Genomic DNA, 23382 nt, shown 5'->3' with positions numbered 1-23382 from the left:
GGTCAACTCCCCGTGGATCGGTAGTGCCTGATGCCCTGCCGCCAGGCCAGCGCGGCCGCCAGGGCGAGGGCCAGCGCGGCGGCCGGCCCGAGAAAACGCATGAACTCGGGCGTGCCGAGGGGGTCGCCCCTGTCGAGGACGTACAGGCCCGGCTGCCAGTTGACGAAGGCCATCGGCAGCGCGTACGTCACGCCTCTGACCAGGTCGCGGCTGTAGATGCTGAACGGGTACTGGGTGAGCTGCTGGCCGCCGTAGGTGAAGGCGTTGGCCAGCTCCGGCGCGTCCGTGAGCACGAACTGCACCGCGCCGGCCAGCGTCCAGAGCGCGGCGAAGATGGCGAACCCGGTGACCACCATGACGGGGATCATCCAGGCGCGCCGCCACTCGAGGCCGAGCGCCGCGACGGCGTAGCCGAGCACGAGCCCCGCCTGCAGGACGCGGCCGATCCTGTTGGCGTTGAACCGGTCGGCGGTGAGCTGCAGCCACGTGCTCACCGGTCTGATGAGGAACGTGTCGAAGGTGCCGGCCTTGATGTGCTGGCTGACCCGGTCGATGTTGCTGACGAACATGTCGCTGAGGGCGAAGGACACGCCCGCGGCGCCGTACAGGAAAAGCACCTCGTCGCGGGAGAATCCGGCGAGGGTGGTGGTGTTGGCGAAGATGATCAGGACCACGGCGAGTTCGAGCCCGGTCGTGACGAAGCCGAGCACGGTCATCAGCGCGAACGAGGCGGGATATGCGGCGGCGGCGCGGGTCCAGGTCCAGGCCAGCCGGACGTAGGTGCTAACCACCCTGGATCACCACCTTGTGGCGGATCGCCCTGGTGGCCAGCGCGCCGAGCCCGAGCAGGACCGCCGCCCAGAACGCCTGGAACGCGAGCGTCTCCATGACGGGGGCCTTGCCGAGGTAGAGGTCGGTGGGCAACTGGACCATGGCGGCCCACGGCAGGGACCTGGCGACGTCGGCCAGCCAGCCGGGGAAGATGTGCAGGGGCACCATCATGCCGCTGAAGAAGGTGGTGAGCACCATCGACAGCACGGCCACGCCGCGGTCGTCGATGAGCCAGCAGACCGACAGCGCGATCAGGTAGCGCCAGCCGAAGCTGACGACGACGGCGAGCGCGAAGCCGGTCATGAAGGCCGCCCACCTGCCGGGGTCGCCGGGGACGACGACGCCGAACACGGCCGCGCCGACCAGCATGGGCGGGATGCCGCGGACGAGGAAGAGGTAGGCGGCCCTGCCGGCGTCCTCGGCGAGGGTCCAGGCCTGGAGCGGGGCGGGGCGGACGAGGTCGAGCGCGATGTCGCCGCTGCGGATGCGTTCGGGTATGCCGAGGCCGCCGCCGAACAGCTGCATCGGCGCGATGAACGCCTGGGTGACGAAGCAGTACGTGATGGCGTCGGCGACGTCGTAGCCGGCCAGGCCGGGGCGGGCCTGCCACAGCGCGATGAGGATGTAGGCGCGCAGGATGCCGAACACGCTGTTGGTGAAGGCGCCGGCGAGCGCGGCCGCGAGGTAGGTGGCGTGCTTTCTGAAGCCGTACCGGACGAGCCGGGCATAGAGCGGTATGGTTTGGCACCTCCGGGGGGTGATGGCACGGTGACACACCGTGCCCGGACCCGTGCACGGGTCTGCTGGTGAGAAGCAGGAAATTATCCGTCGCGGCCCGGGTGGCCCGCAACGCGTTTTAGCGCTGCGGGGATCTGTTGCTTACTGGCCGGTAGGAGCGGGTGAGAGGGGGAAGGGGACGTACTGGAGGACCGATATGCGGATCGACGGGGACGTAGTTCCTGAATACCCTCTGAGCTGGCAGGCCCGTGCGCTCACCGGTTTCATGCGCGGCACGTTGAAGCCCGCGTCCCTCCTGTTCATGCGCCATCCGCTGGCGCTGGTCTGCGCGGCCAGGCTCGGGGATCTCGCGCGGCTCGTGCAGATGCCGTATCCCGAGCATGTCGCGATCGCGCCGGCGACGCTCTCGTCGTGCGGTGGCGAGTGGGTGCGCGGCGGGGAGGGGCTCGACGAGCGCAAGGTGGTGCTCTACTTCCACGGCGGCGGATACTTCTCGTGCTCGCCGGGCACGCACCGGCCGATCACGTGGCGGCTGTCGGCGGCGGCGGGGCGCCCGGTGCTGGCGCTCGACTACCGGCAGGGGCCCGTGCACACGCTGGCCGACTCGCTGGCGGACGCGATGGGCGCCTACGACTGCCTGCTGCGGCGCGGCCACGAGGCCGGGGACATCGTGCTCGCGGGCGACTCGGCCGGCGGTCACCTGACGCTGGCGACTCTGCTCGCGCTGCGCGACCAGGGGCTGCCGCTGCCCGCGGCGGCGATCTGCCTGTCGCCGTGGACGGACCTGACCGACGCTCCGCGCCACGCGAACCGCTGGCAGGACCCCATGCTGCCGGCCGGCCGGGTGCGCTGGCTGGCCCGCAGATGGACCGCGGGGCTTGATCCGCGGGATCCGCTGGTGTCGCCGGTGCACGGCGACTTCACGGCGCTGCCGCCTCTCATGATCGTGACGGGGTCGACGGAGGTGCTGCGCGACGAGGGCAAGCGTGTCGCCGAGCGGGCGCGCCAGGCCGGGGTGCCGGTCAGGTACGAGGAATGGGACCGCATGCCGCACGTCTTCCCGATCCTGGCGGACGTGCTGCCGGAGGCGCGGCTGGCATTCCGGCACATGGCGACGTTCCTGGGGGCGGTGGCCGGCCGGCCGGGTTCGCTGGGGGATACGGCGGCGGCTTGAATAGTGCGTGTCCCTTTTTCCGGCGATCGGCATGCGGCGGCAGATCGACACCATGTAAGGTTAGGTATGCCTAACATGAGTCAGGGGGCTGTGCGAATGGCTGAAAAGCCCACAGATCATCATAAAGGCGCCGTCCTGCGGACCGAGTGGATCTCGCGGCACATGGTCCGCGTCGTGCTCGGGGGCGACGGGTTGTCCGGCTTCGCCACCACGGGGCTCACCGACCACTACGTGAAGCTGGTCTTCCCGTACGACGACGTGGACTATCCCGAGCCGTTCAGCGTGAAGGCGTGCCGCGAGACCATGCCGCGCGAGCACTGGCCACGGCTGCGCACCTACACCGTGCGCGCCTGGGACCCCGACGCGCGCGAGCTGACCCTCGACTTCGTCGTGCACGGTGACGAAGGGCTGGCCGGGCCGTGGGCCGCCGCGGCGAAACCGGGCGACGTCCTGCTCATGCTCGGCCCCGGCGGCGGCTACGCGCCCGACTTCGAGGCGGGCTGGCACCTCCTCGTGGGCGACGAGAGCGCGCTGCCCGCGATCGCGGCCTCGCTCGAGGCGCTGCCCGAAGGGGCGCTCGCGCACGTCCTGGTGGAGGTGGACGGGCCCGGCGACGAGCAGAAGCTCGACACCGCCGCCGACGCGCGGATCCTGTGGCTGTATCGGAGCGACCGTCCCGTGGGCCACGCGCTGGTGCGGGCGGTGCGGGAGCTGGACTTCCCCGAGGGCGACGTGCACGCGTTCGTGCACGGGGAGGCGGGGTTCGTCAAGCAACTCCGCCGGCACCTGCGGCTCGAGCGGGGCGTCCCGCTGGACCGGCTCTCCATCTCCGGCTACTGGCGCGCGGGGGTGGACGACGAGGGCTGGCGGGCGGTCAAGAAGGACTGGAACCGCCAGGTCGAGGCGGAAGAGGCGGCTGCGATCGCCTCCTGATCACCAGGGGCACGACGCCACTCCCGTCACACGGTCTCCTCACCTCGGAGGAACGAACGCCTTACCTCTGATACCGCTTGCGCAAGACATGCGGAAAGCCTGCCTGGATGCGGTCACAGTGTGCTGTGCCGTGTTCCAGACAGGAAGGGCGAAACCCGGATGGCGCGTGGTGCGAGCGACCTGCCTGCCGGCGTGCGACCGCTTACGGTGGGCGACCCGGTCATCATCGGGCGATACCTGCTGCTGGGCCGCCTCGGCGCGGGCGGGATGGGAATCGTCTATCTGGCCGAACACCCTCGGGGTGGCCTGGTGGCGCTCAAGACACCACATACGGTGCATCTCAACGATGCCACGTTACGCGCCCGCTTCGCCGAGGAAGTGGCCTTCTCGCGCAGACTGGTGCCGTTCTGCACGGCGGCCGTCGTCGAGGACGGCGCCGACCAGGGCCGGCCCTACCTGGTCACCGAGTACATCCCGGGCCCCGCGCTCTCCCAGGTCGTCCTGGCGCGGGGACCGCTGACGCCCGACCGCGCCTACGGTGTGGCGCTCGGCGTCGCCGCCGCGCTGGTCGCGGTCCACGAGGCCGGGCTCGTGCACCGGGACCTCAAGCCGGGCAACGTGCTGCTGTCCACGAAAGGGCCGCGGGTCATCGACTTCGGCATCGCCCGCGACGTCGACACGCTGTCCGCCCACACGCAGGCCGGGCAGGTCATGGGCAGTCCCGGGTGGGTGGCGCCGGAGCGGCTGACGGGCCGGCCGGCGGGCATGGGCGCGCTGCCGGCGTCCGACGTGTTCGCGTGGGGGTGCCTGGTGGCGTTCGCCGCCACGGGGCACCACCCGTTCGGGAGCGGGGAGGCGGATGTGCTGACCCGGCGCATCCTGTTCGAGCCGCCGCGGATCGAGGGCGTGCCCGCCCTGCTGCGGCCCGCCGTCGAGGCGGCGCTGGCCAAGGATCCCGCCGGCCGGCCCGGAGCCGCCGACCTGCTGCGGGTGTTGCTGGCCGCCGGCGGCGTGGGCGATCCGTGGGATCTGCGCCAGGCGGTCGACGAGGTGCTGGCAGAGATCTGGACCCCCGTGCCGTACCCGCCAGGAGGGGGGCGGGCAGGGCACGGGGGCGCCGGGACAGGGCCCGGCGCGCTCGCCGCCGAGGCAGGGCTGGAACGGTCCCGCAGGCGCCGGAGGGCGAGGGCCGGAGCGAGCCTGTCGCACGCCAGCTTCGCCGCGCTGGCCACGGTCTCGATCGCGGCCATCACCGTGATCGCGGCGTCCGGGGCGGACGGCGCGCCCGTCGGGGGCGGCTCGCTGCTGCCCGGTGACCCGCCGGCCGCCGTGCGCTCGGAGGGCAGCGGCGCGTCCACCGCGCGCCCCGCCGCCACCCCGGCAGGGCGCGTGCCGCCCACCCGCACCGCGCCGGTGACGGCGCCCGCCACTCCCACGGTGTTCGTCACGCGCACCCGTACGAAGGAGGACGTGCGCAGCCCCTCGCCCCATCGGCGGGACACGTTCCGGCCGCCGGGAGGCCACCCGTCCGGCGTCGCCAGGCCGGAGGAGCCCCGCGAGGACGGCCCCGGCGCGTGCGCGGACCCGGCCGGCAGGAGGCGCGGCCCCATGGCCAGGCGGGACTGCCCGCGGCCGTCATCGTCGATCACCACGATCCCCCAGGACGGGCCCGGCGAGTCTCCGGGTCCCTCCACGCCCGGCCAGGACCCCCCGACGCCGACGCCCACAGGCCCCTCATGAGGAAAGGCCGCGCCAGTGCTGGGGAGGACTGGCGCGGCCTTTCCTTCGAGACGCCGGGGAACCCTCGCATGCCCTGGAGGTGGCCGGCGCGTCAGACGCTCAGCGGGCGAACTGCTCCTCCTCGGTGGAGCCCTTGAGCGCGGTCGTCGAGGAGTCGGGGGCCACGGCCGTGCTGACCAGGTCGAAGTAGCCGGTGCCGACCTCGCGCTGGTGCCGGGTCGCGGTGTAGCCGCGCGCCTCGGCGGCGAACTCCGCCTCCTGCAACTCCACGTACGCCGGCATGCCGTCGCCGGCGTACCCCTGGGCCAGGTCGAACATGGAGTGGTTGAGGGAGTGGAATCCGGCGAGCGTGATGAACTGGAACTTGTACCCCATGTGCCCCAGTTCCCGCTGGAACTTGGCGATCGTGGAGTCGTCCAGGTGCTTCTTCCAGTTGAAGGACGGCGAGCAGTTGTAGGCGAGCATCTGCTCCGGGTGCTCGGCCTTGATCGCCTCGGCGAACTCGCGGGCCACCTGCAGGTCGGGCGTGCCGGTCTCCATCCAGAGCAGGTCGGAGTACGGCGCGTACGCCAGGCCGCGCGCGATGCACGCCTCCAGGCCGTTCCTGACCCGGTAGAAGCCCTCCGCGGTGCGCTCGCCGGTGGTGAAGGCCTGGTCGCGCGGGTCCACGTCACTGGTCAGCAGCGTCGCGGCCTGGGCGTCGGTCCGCGCGATGATCAGTGAGGGGACGCCGCAGACGTCGGCGGCGAGGCGGGCGGCGTTGAGCGTCTTGATGTGCTGGCCGGTGGGGATCAGCACCTTGCCGCCGAGGTGGCCGCACTTCTTCTCGGAGGCGAGCTGGTCCTCCCAGTGCACGCCGGCGGCGCCGGCCGCGATCATGCCCTTCATCAGCTCGAAGGCGTTCAGCACCCCGCCGAACCCGGCCTCGGCGTCGGCCACGATCGGCGCCAGCCAGTGCGGGCTCTCGACACCCTCCGACCAGGTGATCTGGTCGGCCCGCAGCAGCGCGTTGTTGATCCGGCGCACGACGGCCGGCACGGAGTTGGCCGGGTAGAGGCTCTGGTCCGGGTACGTCTGCCCGCCCAGGTTGGCGTCGGCCGCCACCTGCCAGCCGGACAGGTAGATCGCCTTCAGGCCCGCTCTCACCTGCTGGACGGCCTGGTTGCCGGTCAGCGCGCCGAGGGCGGCGACATAGTCCTCGGTGCGCAGCAGGCCCCACAGCCGTTCGGCGCCGAGCCGGGCCAGCGTGTGCTCCTCCTGGACGCTGCCGCGCAGCCGGATCACGTCGCCGGCGTTGTAGGTGCGCTCGATGCCCGCCCAGCGCGGGTCTCCGTCCCATTCGTCCTGCAGCTGCTCCGCAGCTCCCTTGAGGCGATCCGTCATGATCACTCCTTCGTCGTCCCCTGGGGCTTACGCCGAGTCTCTGCCCCTGGACACCCGGTCGAAAGTCGGTGACAACGATAAGATTCGAGGAAATTTTCAGAATATGCACTACTTGCCAGTATTCTGCGGAAAAAAATTCACGAGTTTTCGCCGAACCGGTCTCCTCGTGACCGTTCGCCGTCTCCGGTGTCGCGGCGGACATGAGAACGGCCACCACGCGCCCGGTCAGAGCCGGATCACGTGGTGGCCGATGGCCGATGTCACCCCTTGCCGCTGATGGCGATGCGCACCAGGTTGCGGCCCTTGACTCCGTACAGGGCGCGGCGGGACGGGTCGAGGGCCAGCTTGGGCTCGCCGCCGAACCACTGACCCGCCAGCCCGGTCACGATGGCCTTCGCGGTGAACCTCGCCAGGTCGATCTTGTACACCTTGTCGCCGTCGCCGCAGTACGCCACCCGGCCCACGACGAACAGGTCCCCGCCCTTCGCGCCGACCTGGAGCGTACGGGTGACCTTCCGGGTCCGCAGGTCGAACTCGAAGACCACGCCCGTGCTCGCCATGCCGTACACGTGCCTCGGGCCGAGCGCGAGCGCGGAGAGGTAGCGGGCGCCGGGGACGGGCTCGACCTCCCACAACAACGCGCGCGCCGACAGGTCGTAGGCGGCCAGGCGCGCGGTGGAGGTGACCGGCGGCAGGCCGAGGCCCTCCTGGGTGAGCGTGCCGAGATAGGCGATGCCCTTCCGGGTGACGACCGAGTAGACCGTCTGGCGCTCGACGGCGGGGCGCTGGGTGACGTACTCGCCGGTGCGCGGGGAGTAGAAGGACAGCGCGCCGTTCATGTGCCCGGGCTCGGGCTGGGTCGGCATCACGAGCACGCCGGTCCGGTCGTCGTAGGCGATGTCGCGCGGCCGGTCCTGCTGGTTGCCGGTGCGCGCGAGCAGCTTGGCCTCGGCGTCGCCGGCGCGGTGGGAGTAGAGCGCGGCCTGCGTGTAGACGCCGAGATAGGTGGTGCCCGCGACGGTGAGCATGGTCTTCGGCTCGCCGGGAATGGACAGCCGGGTGACCGCGCCGGTGGCCAGGTCGTGGATGTCGGCGCCGCTCTTGCCGCCGACGTAGACGCGCTCGCCGTCGGAGTGCACCGACATCGGCTCTTCCGCCGCCGCGCGGAAACCGCGCTGCACCAGGTTGCGGTACTCCAGCGCGCCGGTCGCCGGATCGTAGACGAACACCGCGTTGTCCTGCACGCCGTAGATCCGGCCCTCATGGGCCAGGATGCGGTGGGTGGCGGCCTCGAAGTACGGCACGCCGAGGACCTCCAGCTCGCCGGTGTCCAGCCGGCAGCGGTAGAAGGTGCCGGTGGGGCGCCCCGCGAAGTAGACGTGGCCGTCGTGGATGAGGACCGAGACGATGTACTTCTCGCCCGGGGCCGTGGCCTTGACGACCCTGTGGTCGGACGGGTCGGCCTTGTTCAGGATGATCAGCTCGGCGAGCGAGTTCATGCCTCCGGCGATGTGGGTGTCGGAGACGCTCATGCTCGACACCCAGTCGCGGTCGGCCAGCTCGGACGGCAGCAGGTCGCGCCGCTCGCCGGTGGCCCGGTCGATCGCGATGAGATGGGCGTTGGCGCCGACGCCGGCGTAGACATGCGTGTCGTCGGCCTGGATGGCGCGTACGTACGCCTCGCCCGGCACGGCCTCGCCCAGGTCGCGGACGGTTCCGGTGGCGGGGTCGTACTCCTTGACCTTGCCCGGCTCCGAGGTGCCCAGATAGACCTTGCCGTCGGGCGCGGCGGCGAGCGTCCAGATGAAGTGGTCGGGGACGGAGGCGACCTTGGTGACCGAGCCGGCCACCGTGTCCAGCTTGTACAGGTCGGACTTGGCGTGGGTGCCGACGTAGACGTCGGTGCCGACCCTGCACATCGCCCATACCCCGATGCCCGTGGGGATGTCGAAATGGGCGGTGACCGAATCCTCGGCCAGGTCGTAGGCGCCGACCACGTTGGGCGACAGCCCGCGCGATCCGGCGTAGAGCACGCCGCCGACGAACTCGGCGTTGCCGAGAGGGCTGGCGACGCTGGCGGGTCCCAGGTCGGTGAGCGTGCCTTCGGCGGGTGGGGCGGCGTGGACGGCTGTGGCCGGCAGGCCGGAGGCCACCGTGGCGACGGCGGCAGCCTGCAGGAATCGACGGCGGGGGATCATGTGCGGCTCCCTGGTGCGGTTTCGCCGCACGTTATAACGGCCTGGGCCGTAATGTCCAGATCGTAAACGTGCTCCGCGGCTCGCGCCCCGCGGCCTCGATCCCGGGCCGGTGCGAAGGCCGGGGCGGATCGGAACCGGCCGGCTCGGTCCGGAAGGCGTGACCCTTTCCGGGCCGGATGGGCGAATCCGATCCGGCCGCCGGGATCGGTTCGGGCCGTCGGATGGAGATTCGGCCGAGACCGTTATCAGCGTGTCCGGGGGAGCCGCGGATCGTGCATCGGGTCCGTGCGGACCACGTCGTGCGAGTCGGCGGCGGTCGGTCCGTTGACGGGAGATGCTCAAAAGGTTACGGTCTGGACCAAAATAAAGCACAAATGAACGAGAGGCCCTGGGCATGCTCCGATCCCTGCTCGTCGTCGTGGCGGGCCTGTTACCCGCTCTCGTCTCACCAGCCGCCGCCTCGGCAGCCCCCTACGCCGCCCCCTCGCGGTGCGGCGGGCAGGCGGTCACCACGTACGGACCGGCCTCGGTGACCGGGGCCGTCGTCGGGGCCGCCGTCCACGAGGGCCGCGCCTACGTCGTCACCCGCGGCCCCAAGCCGCCCGTGCTCGCCGAGATCGACCTGAGCACCCGCGAGGTGGCCAGGAGCGTGACGCTCCCCGACGGCCCGGCCGACGGCGAGCCCGAGGGCGGCTGGGCCGTCGCCGTGTCCGGCGGCAAGGTCTACGTCGGCACCTATCCCGTACCCGACCTGTACGCCTTCGACATCGCCACAGGAAAGGTCGAGCACCTGCACTCCTTCGGCGGCGCCGGCGGCTTCGTCTGGAGCCTGGCCGCGGCCCCCGACGGCACCCTCTACGCGGGCACCTCCCCCGACGGGCGCGTGTGGGAGTACGTCCCTGAGACCGGCGCGGTCCGCCGCTACGACGTGCCGGCTCAGGGCGAGCACAACGTGCGCGCGGTGGCGGCCGACGACCGCTACGTCTACGCGGGCCTGCTGGAGAAGCAGCTGCTCGTGCGGATCGACCGCGAGAGCGGCGCCGTACGGCAGCTCGCGGCCGGCGGAGCCGCGATCGGCGTCGTCGCGCTCAACGGTGACCGGGTCCTGGCCGCCGCCGGCGGCGAGCTGATCGACGTCCGCAAGGACGGCACGGACCTGCGGCGGATCACCGTCGAGTCCGGGCTCCTGGACGCGCTGACCACCGCCGCGGACGGCTCCGTCCACGCCGCCTCCCGCCCCGACGGGACCGTCTACCGCTACCGGACCGGCGACACGGCGCTCACCAGGGTCATCGCCCCGCCGTCCTACGGCGACGAGACCCGCCTGCTCCACGTGACCGGCGAGAACACGCTGCTGTCCGTCGCCGGCAGCGGCGGGTTGTGGTCGCTGGACGCGGGCACCGGCGCGGCCGAGTTCACCGACCTGATCGACGCGGGCCTGCCGCCCGGCGCCGAGCGCACGCAGAGCATGCTGCTCGTCCCCGGACGCGCCGTGTACGCCGGCGGGCACTTCGCCATGGAGATCCGCGACCTGCGCACCGGCGAGCGGCGCAGGATCCGGGTGCCGGGCGAGCCCAAGGCCATGGTCGGCAACGGGAACAAGGTCTACGCCGCCATGTACCCCACCGGCGAGATCATCTCCGTCGACGTGCGCACGGACGAGGTCCGCAGCCTCGGCTACCTGGGCCACGACCAGAAGCGGCCCTGGGACATCGAGTACGACCCCCGCTCCGGCAAGCTCCTGGTCGCGACCGCGTCGTTGTCGGCGAGCATCAGCGGCGCGCTGTCGGTGGTCGATCCGCACACCGGCGAGACGGACGTGTACCAGGGGGTCATCCCCGGCCAGAGCCTCATGAGCCTGACGCTCGACGCCGAGCGGGGCGTGGTCTACCTGGCCGGCGACGTGTTCGGCACCAGCGCGCCGTCCGCCTCCATAGCCGCCTTCGACCTCGCCCGCCGTACCGTCCTGTGGCAGGACGAGCCGGTGCCGGGCCACCGCACCTTCCAGGACGTCAAGCTGCACGGCGGGCTGTTGTACGCGTCGTACAAGCGCGACTCGGGAGCCTGGATCGCCTGGGACCCCGAGACCCGGCAGGTCGTCCGGCAGGGCACGCTGTCCGGCTACGGCGAGCTGACCGTGCACCGGGGCCGCCTGTTCGCCTCGGTCTTCCGCGGCGGCGGCAACGCGTACGAGCTCGACGCCGAGCGCGGGGCCAGGCTGCTGGCCACCGGGATGGGCGACGAGTGGCACACCAACCCGCAACTCCACTTCGAGCCCGGATCCTGGAACGCCTGGGCGATCGCGGGCCGCGACCTGGCACGGATCCGGCTGGACCCGCGCTGCCCGCCCGTGACCGTCCCCGCTCCCGGGACCAAGGTTCCGGCCTGAACCGGAACGTTGCATGGGCGCCCGCCGGCGGATCGGCGCCGGGCCGATCCGCCGGCGCGGAAGGCGTGCGTGAGCCGCCCGCGCCGGGCTCGCGGCAGCAAGGCGAAGGCTAGAAAATGGCTCGTTTTTCTGCCTAAGATGCCGCATATGGGGCCGTTGCTCGGTGAAGAACCGCTGTCTTTGACGCAGGAGCTGGATCTGATCGCCTTCGGCCAGCGCCTCCGCCACCTGCGTAAACAGCGCGGCCTGACCCTGTCCGACCTGGGATCGCGCGTCGGCAGGGCGCCCAGCCAGCTGTCACTGCTGGAGAACGGCAAGCGCGAGCCCAAACTGTCGCTGCTCAAGTCGCTGGCCTCCGCCCTCGGCGTCCCCGTCGAGGAACTGCTGCGCCGCCAGCCGCCCAACCGCCGCGCCCAGCTCGAGATCGCGCTGGAGGAGGCCCAGCGCGACCCCATCTACGCGGGGCTCGGCCTGCCGCGGCTGAAGGTCTCCGCGCGCGTGCCGAACGACGTGCTCGAACACCTCCTCGGCCTGTACGGCGAGCTGCGCGCCCGGCAGGCCCGCGGCACCGCCACCCCGGAGGAGGCCAGGGTCGCCAACGCCGAGCTGCGCCGACGCCAGCGGGAGGTGGGCAACTACTTCCCCGACATCGAGAAGGCCGCCGCCCAGGCGCTCGACGCCGTCGGCTACCGTACGGGCGCCCTGTCGCAGAGCATGATCCAGGGGCTGGTCACGCACTTCGGGTACACCGTGCACACCGCCCAGGACCTGCCGCGCTCCGTGCGCTCCATCACCGACCTCCGCCACCGCCGCATCTACGTCAAACACGAGCAGCTCGGCATGCACACCCCGCGCACGATCCTGCTCCAGACGCTCGGCCACCTCGCACTCGGCCACGACAAACCCCGCGACTTCGCCGACTTCCTGCGCCAGCGCACCGAGGCCAACTATTTCGCCGCCGCCGTGCTCGTCCCCGAGCGGGCCGCCGCGCCCTACCTCCAGGAGGCCAAGTCGCAGCGGGCGGTGTCGGTGGAGGACCTGCGCGACGTGTTCGCGGTGTCGTACGAGATGGCCGCCCACCGCTTCACCAACCTGGCCACCCACCACCTGGGCCTCGTCTGCCACTTCGTGCGCAACGACGCCGGAGGCATCATCTACAAGGCGTACGAGAACGACGGCATCGTCTTCCCCGCCGACGAGCAGGGGGCCATCGAGGGGCAGCGCATGTGCCTGCAGTGGTCGGGGCGGCAGGTGTTCGCCTCGCCCGACCGGTTCTCGGTGTACTACCAGTACTCCGACTCGCCCACCGGGACCTACTTCTGCGTGGCCCACGTCGATCCGTCGCGCGAGCGGGACTTCGCCATCACGCTGGGGGTGCCGTACAAGGAGTCGCGCTGGTTCCGGGGGCGCGAGACCACCAACCGCACCCGTTCCGGCTGTCCCACCGGTGACTGCTGCCGCCGCCCGCCCGCCGGGCTGGCCGAACGGTGGGAGGGGTACGCCTGGCCGTCCGCCCGCGCCAACTCCCATGTCCTGGCCGCGCTGCCGCCGGGGTCGTTCCCCGGCGTGGACGAGGCGGACGTCTACACCTTCCTGGAGCGCCACGCCACCACCCCCTAAGCTGAAATGTGGGGATACGGGGGGAGGGGTCGCATGCTGCCTGAGGTGCGTGGATGGTTGCGACGCCGTACTTCGTGCGTCACGGACTGGCCGCTCGGGGACCTGGTGGCCGCCAAGGGTGCGACCACGGTGAGCGTGGTGCTCCCGGCTCGCGACGAGCGGGAGACCGTGGGGGAGATCGTCACGGTGATCCGGCGAGAGCTGGGCGCGCTCGTCGACGAGGTCGTGGTCATCGACTCGCGTTCCACCGATGACACGGCCCTGGTGGCCGCGCGGGCCGGCGCCACGGTGCACGCTCAGGACGAGATCCTGCCGCAGCTCAAGCCGCTCGACGGCAAGGGGGAGGCGCTCTGGAAGTCGCTGGCCGTCACGTCGGGGGACGTGCTGGTGTTCGCCGATGGCGATATCCGGAAATTTCATCCTTCACTGGTTTTCGGGCTGCTCGGACCGATCCTTGCCGATCCGAGCGTGGTGTACGCCAAGGCCTGTTATGACCGTCCCCTGAACGGCTCCTCGAACGGCGGCGGCCGCGTCACCGAACTGGTCGCCCGCCCGCTGATCAACCTCCACTGGCCGCGGCTGGCCGGGTTCGTGCAGCCGCTGGCCGGCGAGTACGCCGGCCGGCGCTCCGCCCTGGAGCGCGTGCCGTTCCTGACCGGGTACGGCGTGGAGCTCGGGCTGCTGATCGACCTGCTCGAACTGGCAGGTCTGGACGCGTTCGCGCAGGTGGACCTGGGCTCGCGGGAGCACGCACCGCAGTCGACGGAGGCCCTGGGGGGGATGGCGTCCCAGATCATGCTGGCCGCGTGGTCACGGCTGGAACGCCAGGGCAAGATCGAGGCGTGCCACGTGCCGTCGCTCCGGCTGGCCCAGTTCCGCAGGGCGGCGGACGGGCACGACGTCCTGCTGACCGACATCGGCATCGCCGAACGCCCGCCGATGATCACGATGGCGGCCTGAGCCCCTGATCGACGGCTTCCTGATCGGTCTACCCGCCGGTAGGGTGTTACCGCCGGTAACGAGCAAGGGGTCCCGCATGAGCGCTTTCTGTCCCGAGCCCAGCGACGACGTGGCCGAGGTACGCGACTGGGTGCACGCGTTCGCCCGCGACGTGATCCGCCCGGCGGGCGCCGAATGGGACGAGCGCGAGGAAACCCCGTGGCCGGTCATCCAGGAGGCGGCCAAGATCGGGCTCTACTCGCTTGACTTCTTCGCCACCCAGTGGTTCGAGGAGAGCGGGCTGGCGCTGCCGGTGGCGTTCGAGGAGGTCTTCTGGGGCGACGCGGGCATCGGCCTGTCCATCGTCGGCACCGGGCTGGCGGCCGCGGCCCTGGCCGGCAACGGCACGCCCGAACAGGTGGGGGAGTGGCTGCCGCAGATGTTCGGCTCGGAGAGCGACGTCAAGCTGGGCGCCTTCTGCGCGTCGGAGCCCGACGCCGGGTCCGACGTCGGCGCCATCCGCACCCGCGCCGTGCCCGACGGTGACGACTGGGTGCTGGACGGCGTCAAGGCGTGGGTCACGAACGGCGGCATCGCCAACGTGCATGTGGTCGTCGCCTCGGTCGACCCGTCACTCGGCACCCGCGGCCAGGCCTCCTTCGTCGTCCCCCCGGGCACGCCCGGCCTGTCGATGGGGCAGAAGTTCCGCAAGCACGGAATCCGCGCCTCGCACACGGCCGAGGTCGTGCTCGACCGCGTCCGCGTACCGGGCTCGTGCCTGCTGGGCGGCAAGGAGAAGCTGGAGGCCCGGCTGAGCCGGGTGCGCAACGGGGAGCGGGCGGGGGAGCAGGCGGCGATGCGCACGTTCGAGACCACCCGCCCGGCCGTCGCCGCGATGGCCGTGGGCATCGCGCGGGCGGCCTTCGAGTACGCCAGGGACTACGCCCGCGAGAGGGAGCAGTTCGGCCGCAGGATCGGATCGAACCAGGCGATCGCCTTCCTGCTGGCCGACATGGCCACCCGCGTCGACGTCGCCCGCCTGCTGACCTGGCGGGCCGCCTGGATGGCCAGGAACTGCAGGCCCTTCGAGCAGGCGGAGGGCTCGATGTCGAAACTGGTGGCGGGAGAGACGGCGGTGTGGGTGACCGAGCAGGCCGTCCAGATCCTGGGCGGCGCCGGCTACACGCGCGACCATCCGGTCGAGCGCTTCCACCGCGACGCCAAGATCTTCACCATCTTCGAGGGCACGTCGGAGATCCAGCGCCTCATCATCGGCAGAGCAGTCACCGGCCTGCCGGTCCACTGAGAACGCCGCACGTCAAAGGGATGGCGTGTCCGCAGGACCATCATCGCGGCACACCGCCCCTGACCGATCCCTCGCCGCTGTGTGACTTTCAGTTCTGTCTCAGTTCTGTCTCAGCGGCTTCGGGTGGCCGGAACTGTCGGTCAATGGCCTCGCGGACGCGGTCGTGCGACGAAGGCAGCATGTGAGCGCAGACACGGAGAGTAAGTGCCGGGTCGGCGTGGCCCTAGTACTCGGAGAGATCCTTGATCGTCACACCACCTGCCAGGGTGACGCTGGCGAAGTAGTGACGGAGCTGGTGTGTGCCCTGCTGCCGGGTGGTGAGGTACCGCCGACGGCAGGGTGTACGGCCGTGGGGCGAAGGTGCCTTGACGATGTCGGCCTTGGCTGGGTTCTTCTTGATCTTCTCGTCGGCAACGGCGAGATCGAAGATGCCTTGCAGAACGAGGAGCGCCGTAATCGGAGTTGACGCCTCGTACTGCTTACCGAGTTCGGCTAGGAACTCCTGGATCTCGGACGGCTTGATCGACCCCACCTTCCGTTTGCCGCACTTCGGGCCGACGTGAAGCCGATACATCGACTCATACCGGCTCTTCGAACTTGATCGGGGTCTGAGGTTCGGTCCCACAACCTGAGATCGCTATTCCGGAGAGGAATGCGGCGCCAAGGATGATGAAGGGCTGTCCAGTTCGAGGCATTGCGGCCTCACTCTCGTCTTCGAGCTTGACGGTGCATCTTGGACCAGGGGTGGCTGGCCTTTCGGAGAAGGAGAGATGCGCACGACCGCGTGTCGACGACGCGTGAATACTGACCCCAAGGCGACGCTCGGGTTCTAGTGCTTGTCGCAACACACCTGATCATGGAGGGCGTGTTGATGGCGAGGCGAGGGTCCAAGCGCAGGTTGGATGTGGAGTCGGAGTACTGGCGGCTGGTGCTGTCCGGTGTGGGAACGGTGGGGCTTGTCGCACCCTCGGGATCGGGCGTAAGACCGGCTACCGGTGGCGGGCGGAGAACGGCGGGCTACCACCGGCGCGGCTGGCTGAGAGTGCCCGGTCGACCCGGTTCTTATCGCTGCTGGAGCGGCAGCGGATCGCGACCTTGCGGGCGCAGGGCCTGGGAGTGCGCGCGATCGCCGACCGCCTCGGACGCTCCTCGTCGACCATCAGCCGCGAACTGCGGCGCAATACGCTCTCACACGATCGAGGCGTCTACGACGGTGACCTCGCTCATGCGCGAGCGCGGCAACGGGCGCGGCGGCCGCGTCAGGGAGGGCTCTGGCAGACGCACAGCTGCGTGCGGAGGTGCAGGCCAAGCTGGAGCTGGACTGGAGCCCCGAGCAGATCGCCGCGTATTTGCGCAGCGCATGGCCGGGCCGGCCGAGCTGGCACGTCTGCCACGAGACGATCTACCAGGCGCTCTATCACGGCGGCAAGGGCGGCGTGAGCCGCAGCCTCACTCGCCGGCTACGTACTGGCCGACCGCTGCGCAAGCGCCGCCGCCGACCTGACCAGCGTCAGCCGCGGTTCATCGCGCCCGCGCTGCTCATCGATCACCGGCCCGCCGTCGTCGAGCTCCGCCATCGGGTCGGAGACTAGGAGGGAGACCTGATCACCGGTCGGCTGAACCAGTCCGCGATGGCTACCCTCGTCGACCGCAAAAGTCGCTACCTGCGCCTGGTTCCGCTGCCGGCTCGTCACGACGCGCAGGCCGTTCGCGATGGCCTGATCGCTGTTCTCGACGGCCTGCCGCCAGTCGTACGGCTGACGCTGACCTGGGATCAGGGAGCGGAGATGGCCTGTCACGACCAGATCGCCCCCTACCTGAGCGAAGGCGTCTTCTTCGCCCATCCAGTAGCCCGTGGCAGCGCGGCAGTGATGCCGTGCCGGCCTTCGAGTGTCGTGATCGAATCGCCATGTTGCCGTCCGGCTTCACTGATCATTTTCAGCTTAAGATCGATGAGACCGGAACATAACTCCGGTTATGTTCCGCTCTCCGTGTTACGCTCGGAAGTGATCATCCCTTCTGTGAAAGAAGATCATCATGAGCGTGAGATCCTTTCCGCTTACCCTGCGCGTCACCGTGAGCGAGACAACCCCGGACGAGATCAGAGAGCACGCCGTGGCCCGGGCCCTCAGCTTCTTCGGTCCCGGTACTGAGTTGGACGTCATTAGCGCCGAAGCCGAGCCGGACGCGGAGGGCGAGGGCCGTTACCGCGCGACCGTCGTCTTCCGGAAGGTGGCCTGATGATCAGGGTTCGTCGTCCCGCACGGCGGTGGCGGTGATGGCGAATGGCTGTTGAGCTGGCCATCGTCAGGCAGGATGACGCGCTTGCGCTTCCGCTCGACCTGCCGCCGCTCGTCATCGAGATCACGCGCATGTGGCTGGAGACCCGCCGGTCGCCGAACACGCGTGACGCGTACCGGCGGGCGATCCGGGTGTGGTTCGCGTACTGCGAGCGCATCGGGTTGGACCCGCTGGACATGTCGGTACGACACGCCGAGCTGTACGCTCGGTGGATGGTCGAGACGGCGGTCGAGGCCGGGGGCAAACCGCCGACGCCGAAGACGATCGCGCAGCGGATGTCGGCGGTTTCTGCCTGGTACAAGTACCTGATCAAGAACGACGCTGCCCGGTTCAACCCGTTCGCGGAGGCGGACCGGCCGAACATCCCTCGACGTCACCCGGAGACGACGGCGTTGACGGAGGACGAGGCGCACGCCCTGGTCGAGGCCGCCGACAAGGACCACGGCCGGGAGCGGCTGCGCACCGCGGCGCTGATCCGGATGCTGGTTCAACTCGGGCTGCGCATCACGGAGGCGGTGGGCGCGGACATCGACGACCTGGGGTTTTCGCGCGGCTATCGGACGTTGCGGCTGTCGTTGAAGGGCGGCAAGCCGCATTTTCGGAAGCTGCCGCTGGAGACGGCGTACGCGCTGGACCTGTATCTCGGGGAGCGGGCGCGCCGGGCCGGGGTGGAGCTGTGGGACCTTCGGGGGCCGCTGTTCGCGACGGGCTCGGGCCGGCCGCTGCCGCGTGAGAAGGCGTGGGAGCTGGTGCAGCGGATCGCGCGCCAGGCCGGGATCGCGTCGCGGGTGACGCCGCATACGCTGCGGCAAACGTGGGCGTCGATCGCGGAAGTGCGTGGTGCGAAGCCGCGCGAGATTCAGGAGGCTCTGGGTCATGAGTCGTTCGAGACGACTCTGATCTACCTGCATTCTCGGGACCAACTGGAAAGAGATCCTTCCCAGTTGGTGGCTTCGGCGATCGAGTAGGAGGATGGCGTGCCAGCTTAAGATCGAAGGCGCTGGACAAGGCGGCGTGGATGCACCACTGTGGCGCGATCAACCTGGGCACGTGGACCGACCGTGCGGTCCGCGGCGGCTGCCGGTACCGAGTTGGCCATGGCGAGGATGTCGAGCAGTACCGGCTCGTCCGCGCTTGGTGATTAGGGTATGGGGATTCTTCGCATGCGTCGCGTTTCAGCGCATTCGGAACGCTGGTCACGCTAGATTCACGTGTCCCAGCTGCACATTGACGCCTGATCGCTTCGGTCCGAGCGTCATTGGCTAGGTCCGAATGTTGATCTTGTTAGCGTCGATCTGAGAGGTTTCCGCTGGTCAACGACATAATGACAAGACCTGAGAGCCGGTGAACCGTCGCGAAGAGGTCACCGGCTCTCTGCTACGCCCCCGCTCATCCGTTCTCAGCGCCACGAACGTGACGCCCGCCTCAGTAGAGCTGGCCGCGGATGGCGCCGTCCGGGAACTCCTCGTTGTGGACGTTGGCGTAGAACTGTCTCGGACTGTGGGCGATGGCTTTCAATTCGCCGAAGGTCAGAGTGGTATCGGCGTTGTCGGCCGTCTGGCGTTTCATGGCGCGGATGCACTCGCTCGCGAAGCCTTCGCTGGGCGCCTTCAGCGTCACCACGATCGGACCCGCCACCCCTTCCCTGCCTCTGTGGACGTGCGCTGCGGTCGCGGGCTCGATGTTGTGTGCGGTGATGACATAGCAGAGCGACGATCCGATCACCTTCCAGGCGAAGGTGCCGACACCGTCCGGATCGCCGGGGCCGGGAACCTCTTGTTCTCCGGTCATCTCGACGAACCGGAAGGACGGCGGCGTGTGGCTCGTGGTCGCGCTGGCTGTACCGGGAAATGCGGCCATTGCTGCGGCGAGTGCCGGAAGTAGGACGAACGACTTGATCAAGACAAGCCTCCTTGATAGCTATATGTAGTGATTAGTTACGCTGTGTAGTCACTCTTTTCCGGGGTCTACCGGATCCAAACCGCGCTGTGATGACCGGGTTTCCTAAAGAAAGCGTGATCACAACCGAATTATGGCTATATGCCCAATCCGGCGTAGCCTCCTGTCGTGAACGCGCGAGATCCTCATCTCAGGCCGCATCTCACAGGCCGTTGCGCGTGGCGTCGTCCCGGCGACCAGTTCCGCGCCCCTGCCCCGCAGACCCTCCCAGCGGGCCCTTCCCGCGCGATCAGGCGAGCGACCCACCGAAGTGCGTGCCGACAGCCACTGCCAGGAAGAGGAAGACCACCGGGAAGCCGAGGTTGTGAAACACACGCGCGCGGAGATGGGTGAGGACGGCTCCGACGAAGAACAGCACGAGGCCCCAAGGCAGCGGCCAGCCCGAGGAGAGGCCAGTGCGGAGTCGAGATCCTTCCCGGTCTCGCTCTCGCGCATGATCCCCACCAGGGCGCGCATCGACACCAGCGTGTCACGCCCCTGTGCCCTGATCGCGCGCAGCGTGGCCCTGACCGCGGCCGGGTCGCGATCGAGCAGACGGTCGGCCGCACCCGCCTGGACGACGATCGCCGACAGATCGTGGGCCGCGATGTCGTGCAGTTCCCTGGCGATTCTGGCGCGCTCCTCCGCAACGGCGGCCCTGGCGCGTTCCTCCTGCTCGCCCGCGATGCGCGCGGCCTCCCTGGTCTTCGCGGCCCGCCTGGACCGAACGGAGAACCCCAAGGTGGCCGGCAGCAGGTAAGCCGCGGTCACGGCCGCGACCATGCCCGGCACGTCGCCCCGCGCCACTCCCCAGAACGTGAGCAGCCCGCCGTGGTCGGCGCCGGCGGCGCTCAGGAGCAGACCGCCGAGCATATGGCCCGCCGCGCAGGCGGAGACCACGACGGTGGCCCTGACCTGCGGCAGGCGGCTCGCCACTGTGTAGGAGCAGATCAGCACACCTACCCCGATCAGCGCGGAGCGGGTCGGTAGCAACATGCTCACCAGCGGGATCACGGTGGCGGCCACGAGAGCGGGCACGGCGTGGCTGCGCCGGAAGGCTATGGTGGCGAGGTCGGCGAGGGCCAGCAGGTGGCTGACACCGAACGCCCAGCCCGGCAGCCCGGCCCTCCGGGCGTCGTCGAGGACGAACGCCAGTCGCGTCGTGACGACGACGGCCAGCACCGCCGCCACCAGGACGTCCCGGACCTCGGGCAGACCGGCCCTGGGCCGCGCCATCGCCATGCCCTTCCTGCTCACCCTCGCTTCGCCGGCCCTTCCTGTCATCAAGCGGTCGCCAGCGACACCGTCAACCCGAGCCGGATCTGCGCGAGTTTGGGCGAGGGCAGGGTGACGAGCCAGACCCCCAGCCCCCACACGGCCACGGCAGCGACGCCCATGCCCACACTCCGCCGCGGCGAATCCGAGCGCGAACAGCCCGGGCAGCAGTGGGGAATGTTGATGAAGATGATGCCGCACAGGGCGAAGCCGCGCAGCGCGTCGAGGGCGGCGATCCGCCTGTGCGGGCGATCCGGGCCAAGTGGAAGCATGCGACCAGGATGACGAGCGGGGGACCGCGTCCGCTTCGGGCGCGTGGCCATTTCCTTCTCGTTCCCGTGGCCGATTCCGCTTCCTCCTCAGGACCCTGCGGAGCGGCGATCATCTGACGCAGCGGACCGGCCCTCCCGTGCCGGATCGCCCGAGGTCATGACCAGTCGCCGGAGCACCGTCCCACCTGAGGGTGTGGTGATCACGGCGCTTCGTACGCGATCGTCGGCGTCAGGCCAGATAGCCCCCGTCCATGGTGAGGACCGTGCCCGTGACGAACGCCGCGCCCGGGCCGGCGAGGAAGACCACACCCGCCGCGATCTCCTCCGGGTGGCCGAAGCGGCCCAGTGCCTTGAGCGCTCGCTGCTCGTCCGCGAAGTCCCCCCTCCGGAGGGTTCATGTCGGTCGCCACCGCGCCCGGCTGGATGACGTTGACCGTGATCCCGCGCGGGCCCAGGTCGCGCGCGGCTCCCCGGCTGTAGCCGACGATCGCGGCCTTGGTCGCGGAGTAGTCGGCCATCCCGGTGAACCCGGCACGCGCGGCGATGACGGAGCCGATCGTGATGATCCGGCCGTCCTGGGCAATCACCTTCGCCGCGGAGCGGATGGCCGCGCGTGAGCCTTCTCCGCCGAGGTCGCGTAACCGATCGGCTGCGGTCACTGCCCGAACGTCCGGCGAGAGGGCCGCACCAGCACCCGGCTGTGACCTTCTGGCCGTCCACGGGCTCCCGCCGGTCCACGTTCAGCTGGTGAGGGAGGCGCGGCCGTCGATGAGCGCGAGCGTGGCGGCGGCCGCGCGTTGAACCGCAAGCTCCACGCCCTGCTCGCCGGTGCCGAACATGCCCAGGTGCAGGAGTTCCGCGTGGCCGTGCGCGGTGGCTGCGACGGCCAGCCCGAGCGCCTCGGCGGCCACCGGATCATCCGCCGACAGGGCCATGGCCCCTGCCTGGAAGGCCTCCTTCACCGGGCGGGACGCCTGTTCCAGCTCCGGTTCACCGGCCGTCGACCACATGCCGAACAGCGTCTCGAACAGCGCCCGGTGCTTTGCGGCGAACCGCACGTATCCCCTGGCCACAGCGACCAGCCGATCCTGCGGTGCGCTGCCGCCGTGTTCCGCGGTGACGGCTTCGACCAGGAGGTTTCCTGCGCGCACGCCGACCGCGAGCAGCAACTCGTCGCGATCGGTGAAGTGGCGGTAGGGCGCGCTGAGCGCGACACCCAGCTGCCTGCTCGCCTCCGCCATGGAAAAGGCCTGCACGCCCCGCTCGGCGACCAGCTCCATGGCGGTTTCGATGAGCGCGGCGCGCAGGTCGCCGTGGTGGTAGCGGTCACGCTTGGTCGTTCGGGACACCTGTCGGGGCATGCACTTAGATTAACGACAGCTCGTCCAGCGTACGGATCTCGCTTTCGGTCAGCCGGAAGCTCATCGTGCCCGCCGCCTCGGCCGCCTGCCCGGGTCGGGAGGCGCCAGGGATGGCCACGACGGTGTCACCGTACCGGGTGATCAGCCAGTTGAGCGCCACCTGGGAGACCGTGGCGCCGTGCTCCTCACCGATGCGGCGCATGGCGTTGATGAGCGGAGCGGTGCGTGCAAGCCCTCGGTCGCTCAGCTGGCTACGGGAGAAGATCCTGCGCGCCGGTGGCGCAGACCTGGCCAGGCTCACGTTGTCGTGGTAACGCCCGGTGAGCACCCCGCCCTCCAGAGGCGAGTACGCGATGAGCGTGACGCCCAGCCTTCGCGCGGCCTCCAGTACGCCGTTCCGCTCGATCTTCCGGTGCAGCAGGCTGATCCGCACCTGATTGGAGGCCAACGTGACGCCTTCGGCGGCCAGCACGCTGTGGGCGAGCACGAGCTGCCGGGCGGAGAAGTTGGAGACGCCGACCGCACCGATCGTTCCTTCCCTGAACAGTCTCGCCATGACCTTGAGCTGGGCGGTGATGCTCGACACGCCCCCGCTGGGCGAATGGATCTGGTGCAGAGCGATGGGGTGGCCGCCCAGGTGCTTCAAGCGGTCACCGACGGTCGCGGCGATGCTGGCCGCGGTGCGCAGATGCGGCGTCCACTTCGTCGCGACGCTGACCTGCCCGGGGGCGAGGCCACACTGCTGCAACGCGGTGGCGAGGGTCTCCTCCGAGCGGCCCCTGCCGTACATCTCGGCGGTGTCGAACCACGTCACCCCGTTGTCGAGGGCGGCGCGCACGACCGAGGTGGCCACCTCCTGGCCGATCGGATTGATGATCAAGCGCGTGTAATTGGCTGTGCCGGCGAACTGCATGCACCCCAGTCCGATGGGGCTGATCTCGATGCCCGTCTCGCCGAGCTGCCGCACATTAATGTGATTAGCAT

Annotated in this window: 20 protein-coding genes and 1 pseudogene; 10 read left to right on the top strand and 11 right to left on the bottom strand. The window is 70.1% G+C overall.

Annotated elements, in window-relative coordinates; all coding sequences use genetic code 11:
• Positions 1-2: 2 nt before the first annotated feature.
• Positions 3-791, bottom strand: a complete 789-nt coding sequence (locus ACTWPV_RS35025; RefSeq protein WP_443155050.1) for an ABC transporter permease — start codon at positions 789-791, stop codon at positions 3-5.
• Positions 784-1608, bottom strand: a complete 825-nt coding sequence (locus tag ACTWPV_RS35020) for an ABC transporter permease (RefSeq protein ID WP_347647343.1) — start codon at positions 1606-1608, stop codon at positions 784-786. Before ACTWPV_RS35020 ends, ACTWPV_RS35025 begins: the two co-directional genes overlap by 8 nt.
• Before the next feature lie 157 nt (positions 1609-1765).
• On the opposite strand from ACTWPV_RS35020, the gene ACTWPV_RS35015 reads away from it, so the two are divergent.
• The 3 genes from ACTWPV_RS35015 to ACTWPV_RS35005 all read left to right on the top strand — a co-directional run bounded on the left by ACTWPV_RS35015 (position 1766) and on the right by ACTWPV_RS35005 (position 5416).
• Entirely contained in the window at positions 1766-2743 is a 978-nt protein-coding gene (locus ACTWPV_RS35015) for an alpha/beta hydrolase (protein WP_347647344.1), read from the top strand.
• A gap of 96 nt (positions 2744-2839) precedes the next feature.
• Positions 2840-3676 carry a siderophore-interacting protein gene (locus ACTWPV_RS35010; RefSeq protein ID WP_443155049.1) on the top strand — a complete coding sequence of 279 codons (837 nt, stop codon included), beginning with the start codon at positions 2840-2842 and terminating at the stop codon, positions 3674-3676.
• Between the two features lie 192 nt (positions 3677-3868).
• Complete coding sequence (locus ACTWPV_RS35005; protein ID WP_443155048.1) at positions 3869-5416, top strand: protein kinase domain-containing protein; 1548 nt, start codon at positions 3869-3871, stop codon at positions 5414-5416.
• Between the two features lie 99 nt (positions 5417-5515).
• On the opposite strand, the gene aceA is transcribed toward ACTWPV_RS35005, so the two are convergent.
• Both aceA and ACTWPV_RS34995 read right to left on the bottom strand, forming a co-directional pair.
• A complete protein-coding gene (gene aceA, locus ACTWPV_RS35000) occupies positions 5516-6799 on the bottom strand; it encodes an isocitrate lyase (protein ID WP_443155047.1) in 1284 nt (427 codons plus the stop codon).
• A gap of 260 nt (positions 6800-7059) precedes the next feature.
• Complete coding sequence (locus ACTWPV_RS34995) at positions 7060-8997, bottom strand: PQQ-binding-like beta-propeller repeat protein (RefSeq protein WP_443155046.1); 1938 nt, start codon at positions 8995-8997, stop codon at positions 7060-7062.
• A 394-nt stretch (positions 8998-9391) separates the two neighbouring features.
• Between ACTWPV_RS34995 and ACTWPV_RS34990 the strand changes: the two genes are divergently transcribed.
• From ACTWPV_RS34990 to ACTWPV_RS34975, 4 genes are all read left to right on the top strand, one after another.
• Complete coding sequence (locus tag ACTWPV_RS34990; RefSeq protein WP_443155045.1) at positions 9392-11386, top strand: outer membrane protein assembly factor BamB family protein; 1995 nt, start codon at positions 9392-9394, stop codon at positions 11384-11386.
• Between the two features lie 147 nt (positions 11387-11533).
• On the top strand, positions 11534-13006 hold the full coding sequence (locus ACTWPV_RS34985; RefSeq protein ID WP_443155044.1) for a helix-turn-helix domain-containing protein: 1473 nt from the start codon (positions 11534-11536) through the stop codon (positions 13004-13006).
• A gap of 33 nt (positions 13007-13039) precedes the next feature.
• Positions 13040-13966 (top strand): glucosyl-3-phosphoglycerate synthase, encoded by a 927-nt coding sequence (locus ACTWPV_RS34980; RefSeq protein ID WP_443155043.1) that lies wholly within the window; start codon positions 13040-13042, stop codon positions 13964-13966.
• Positions 13967-14042: 76 nt separating this feature from the next.
• Complete coding sequence (locus ACTWPV_RS34975; RefSeq protein WP_443155042.1) at positions 14043-15251, top strand: acyl-CoA dehydrogenase family protein; 1209 nt, start codon at positions 14043-14045, stop codon at positions 15249-15251.
• Between the two features lie 223 nt (positions 15252-15474).
• Here the strand turns inward: ACTWPV_RS34975 and ACTWPV_RS34970 are convergent, their stop codons facing one another.
• On the bottom strand, positions 15475-15876 hold the full coding sequence (locus ACTWPV_RS34970) for a hypothetical protein (RefSeq protein WP_443155041.1): 402 nt from the start codon (positions 15874-15876) through the stop codon (positions 15475-15477).
• A gap of 231 nt (positions 15877-16107) precedes the next feature.
• Between ACTWPV_RS34970 and ACTWPV_RS34965 the strand changes: the two are divergent.
• From ACTWPV_RS34965 to ACTWPV_RS34955, 3 genes and pseudogenes are all read left to right on the top strand, one after another.
• Positions 16108-17124 (top strand): annotated as a pseudogene (locus tag ACTWPV_RS34965) (IS30 family transposase); the annotation flags it as partial.
• Between the two features lie 164 nt (positions 17125-17288).
• On the top strand, positions 17289-17492 hold the full coding sequence (locus ACTWPV_RS34960; RefSeq protein ID WP_443155040.1) for a hypothetical protein: 204 nt from the start codon (positions 17289-17291) through the stop codon (positions 17490-17492).
• A gap of 44 nt (positions 17493-17536) precedes the next feature.
• A complete protein-coding gene (locus tag ACTWPV_RS34955) occupies positions 17537-18520 on the top strand; it encodes a tyrosine-type recombinase/integrase (protein WP_443155039.1) in 984 nt (327 codons plus the stop codon).
• A 457-nt stretch (positions 18521-18977) separates the two neighbouring features.
• On the opposite strand, the gene ACTWPV_RS34950 is transcribed toward ACTWPV_RS34955, so the two are convergent.
• The 6 genes from ACTWPV_RS34950 to ACTWPV_RS34925 form a co-directional block, all read right to left on the bottom strand.
• Positions 18978-19454 (bottom strand): CHRD domain-containing protein, encoded by a 477-nt coding sequence (locus ACTWPV_RS34950; RefSeq protein WP_443155038.1) that lies wholly within the window; start codon positions 19452-19454, stop codon positions 18978-18980.
• Positions 19455-19571: 117 nt separating this feature from the next.
• Complete coding sequence (locus ACTWPV_RS34945; protein ID WP_443155037.1) at positions 19572-20732, bottom strand: histidine kinase; 1161 nt, start codon at positions 20730-20732, stop codon at positions 19572-19574.
• A gap of 41 nt (positions 20733-20773) precedes the next feature.
• Complete coding sequence (locus ACTWPV_RS34940) at positions 20774-21037, bottom strand: hypothetical protein (RefSeq protein ID WP_443155036.1); 264 nt, start codon at positions 21035-21037, stop codon at positions 20774-20776.
• A gap of 200 nt (positions 21038-21237) precedes the next feature.
• Positions 21238-21696 carry an SDR family NAD(P)-dependent oxidoreductase gene (locus tag ACTWPV_RS34935; protein WP_443155035.1) on the bottom strand — a complete coding sequence of 153 codons (459 nt, stop codon included), beginning with the start codon at positions 21694-21696 and terminating at the stop codon, positions 21238-21240.
• 81 nt (positions 21697-21777) lie between these two features.
• Positions 21778-22398, bottom strand: coding sequence for a TetR/AcrR family transcriptional regulator (locus ACTWPV_RS34930; RefSeq protein ID WP_347647360.1), 621 nt, complete (start codon positions 22396-22398; stop codon positions 21778-21780).
• Positions 22399-22402: 4 nt separating this feature from the next.
• A complete protein-coding gene (locus ACTWPV_RS34925; protein ID WP_443155034.1) occupies positions 22403-23365 on the bottom strand; it encodes an aldo/keto reductase in 963 nt (320 codons plus the stop codon).
• Positions 23366-23382: the final 17 nt, after the last annotated feature.

Source organism: Nonomuraea sp. KM88 (assembly GCF_052245635.1).
Classification (GTDB): domain Bacteria; phylum Actinomycetota; class Actinomycetes; order Streptosporangiales; family Streptosporangiaceae; genus Nonomuraea.
The sequence above is the reverse complement of the archived record's forward strand: the minus strand, read 5'-3'. Positions and strand labels throughout refer to the sequence as shown.

What these genes read in the sequence shown, in the direction of transcription:
- ACTWPV_RS34955 (WP_443155039.1), top strand. Translation starts at nt 17,537, where the DNA reads ATGGCTGTTGAGCTGGCCATCGTCAGGCAGGATGACGCGCTTGCGCTT.
- ACTWPV_RS34980 (WP_443155043.1), top strand. Translation starts at nt 13,040, where the DNA reads ATGCTGCCTGAGGTGCGTGGATGGTTGCGACGCCGTACTTCGTGCGTC.
- ACTWPV_RS34990 (WP_443155045.1), top strand. Translation starts at nt 9,392, where the DNA reads ATGCTCCGATCCCTGCTCGTCGTCGTGGCGGGCCTGTTACCCGCTCTC.
- ACTWPV_RS34975 (WP_443155042.1), top strand. Translation starts at nt 14,043, where the DNA reads ATGAGCGCTTTCTGTCCCGAGCCCAGCGACGACGTGGCCGAGGTACGC.
- aceA (WP_443155047.1), bottom strand. Translation starts at nt 6,799, where the DNA reads ATGACGGATCGCCTCAAGGGAGCTGCGGAGCAGCTGCAGGACGAATGG.
- ACTWPV_RS34930 (WP_347647360.1), bottom strand. Translation starts at nt 22,398, where the DNA reads ATGCCCCGACAGGTGTCCCGAACGACCAAGCGTGACCGCTACCACCAC.
- ACTWPV_RS35010 (WP_443155049.1), top strand. Translation starts at nt 2,840, where the DNA reads ATGGCTGAAAAGCCCACAGATCATCATAAAGGCGCCGTCCTGCGGACC.
- ACTWPV_RS34985 (WP_443155044.1), top strand. Translation starts at nt 11,534, where the DNA reads ATGGGGCCGTTGCTCGGTGAAGAACCGCTGTCTTTGACGCAGGAGCTG.
- ACTWPV_RS34945 (WP_443155037.1), bottom strand. Translation starts at nt 20,732, where the DNA reads ATGGCGATGGCGCGGCCCAGGGCCGGTCTGCCCGAGGTCCGGGACGTC.
- ACTWPV_RS34960 (WP_443155040.1), top strand. Translation starts at nt 17,289, where the DNA reads ATGAGCGTGAGATCCTTTCCGCTTACCCTGCGCGTCACCGTGAGCGAG.
- ACTWPV_RS34940 (WP_443155036.1), bottom strand. Translation starts at nt 21,037, where the DNA reads ATGCTTCCACTTGGCCCGGATCGCCCGCACAGGCGGATCGCCGCCCTC.
- ACTWPV_RS34995 (WP_443155046.1), bottom strand. Translation starts at nt 8,997, where the DNA reads ATGATCCCCCGCCGTCGATTCCTGCAGGCTGCCGCCGTCGCCACGGTG.
- ACTWPV_RS35015 (WP_347647344.1), top strand. Translation starts at nt 1,766, where the DNA reads ATGCGGATCGACGGGGACGTAGTTCCTGAATACCCTCTGAGCTGGCAG.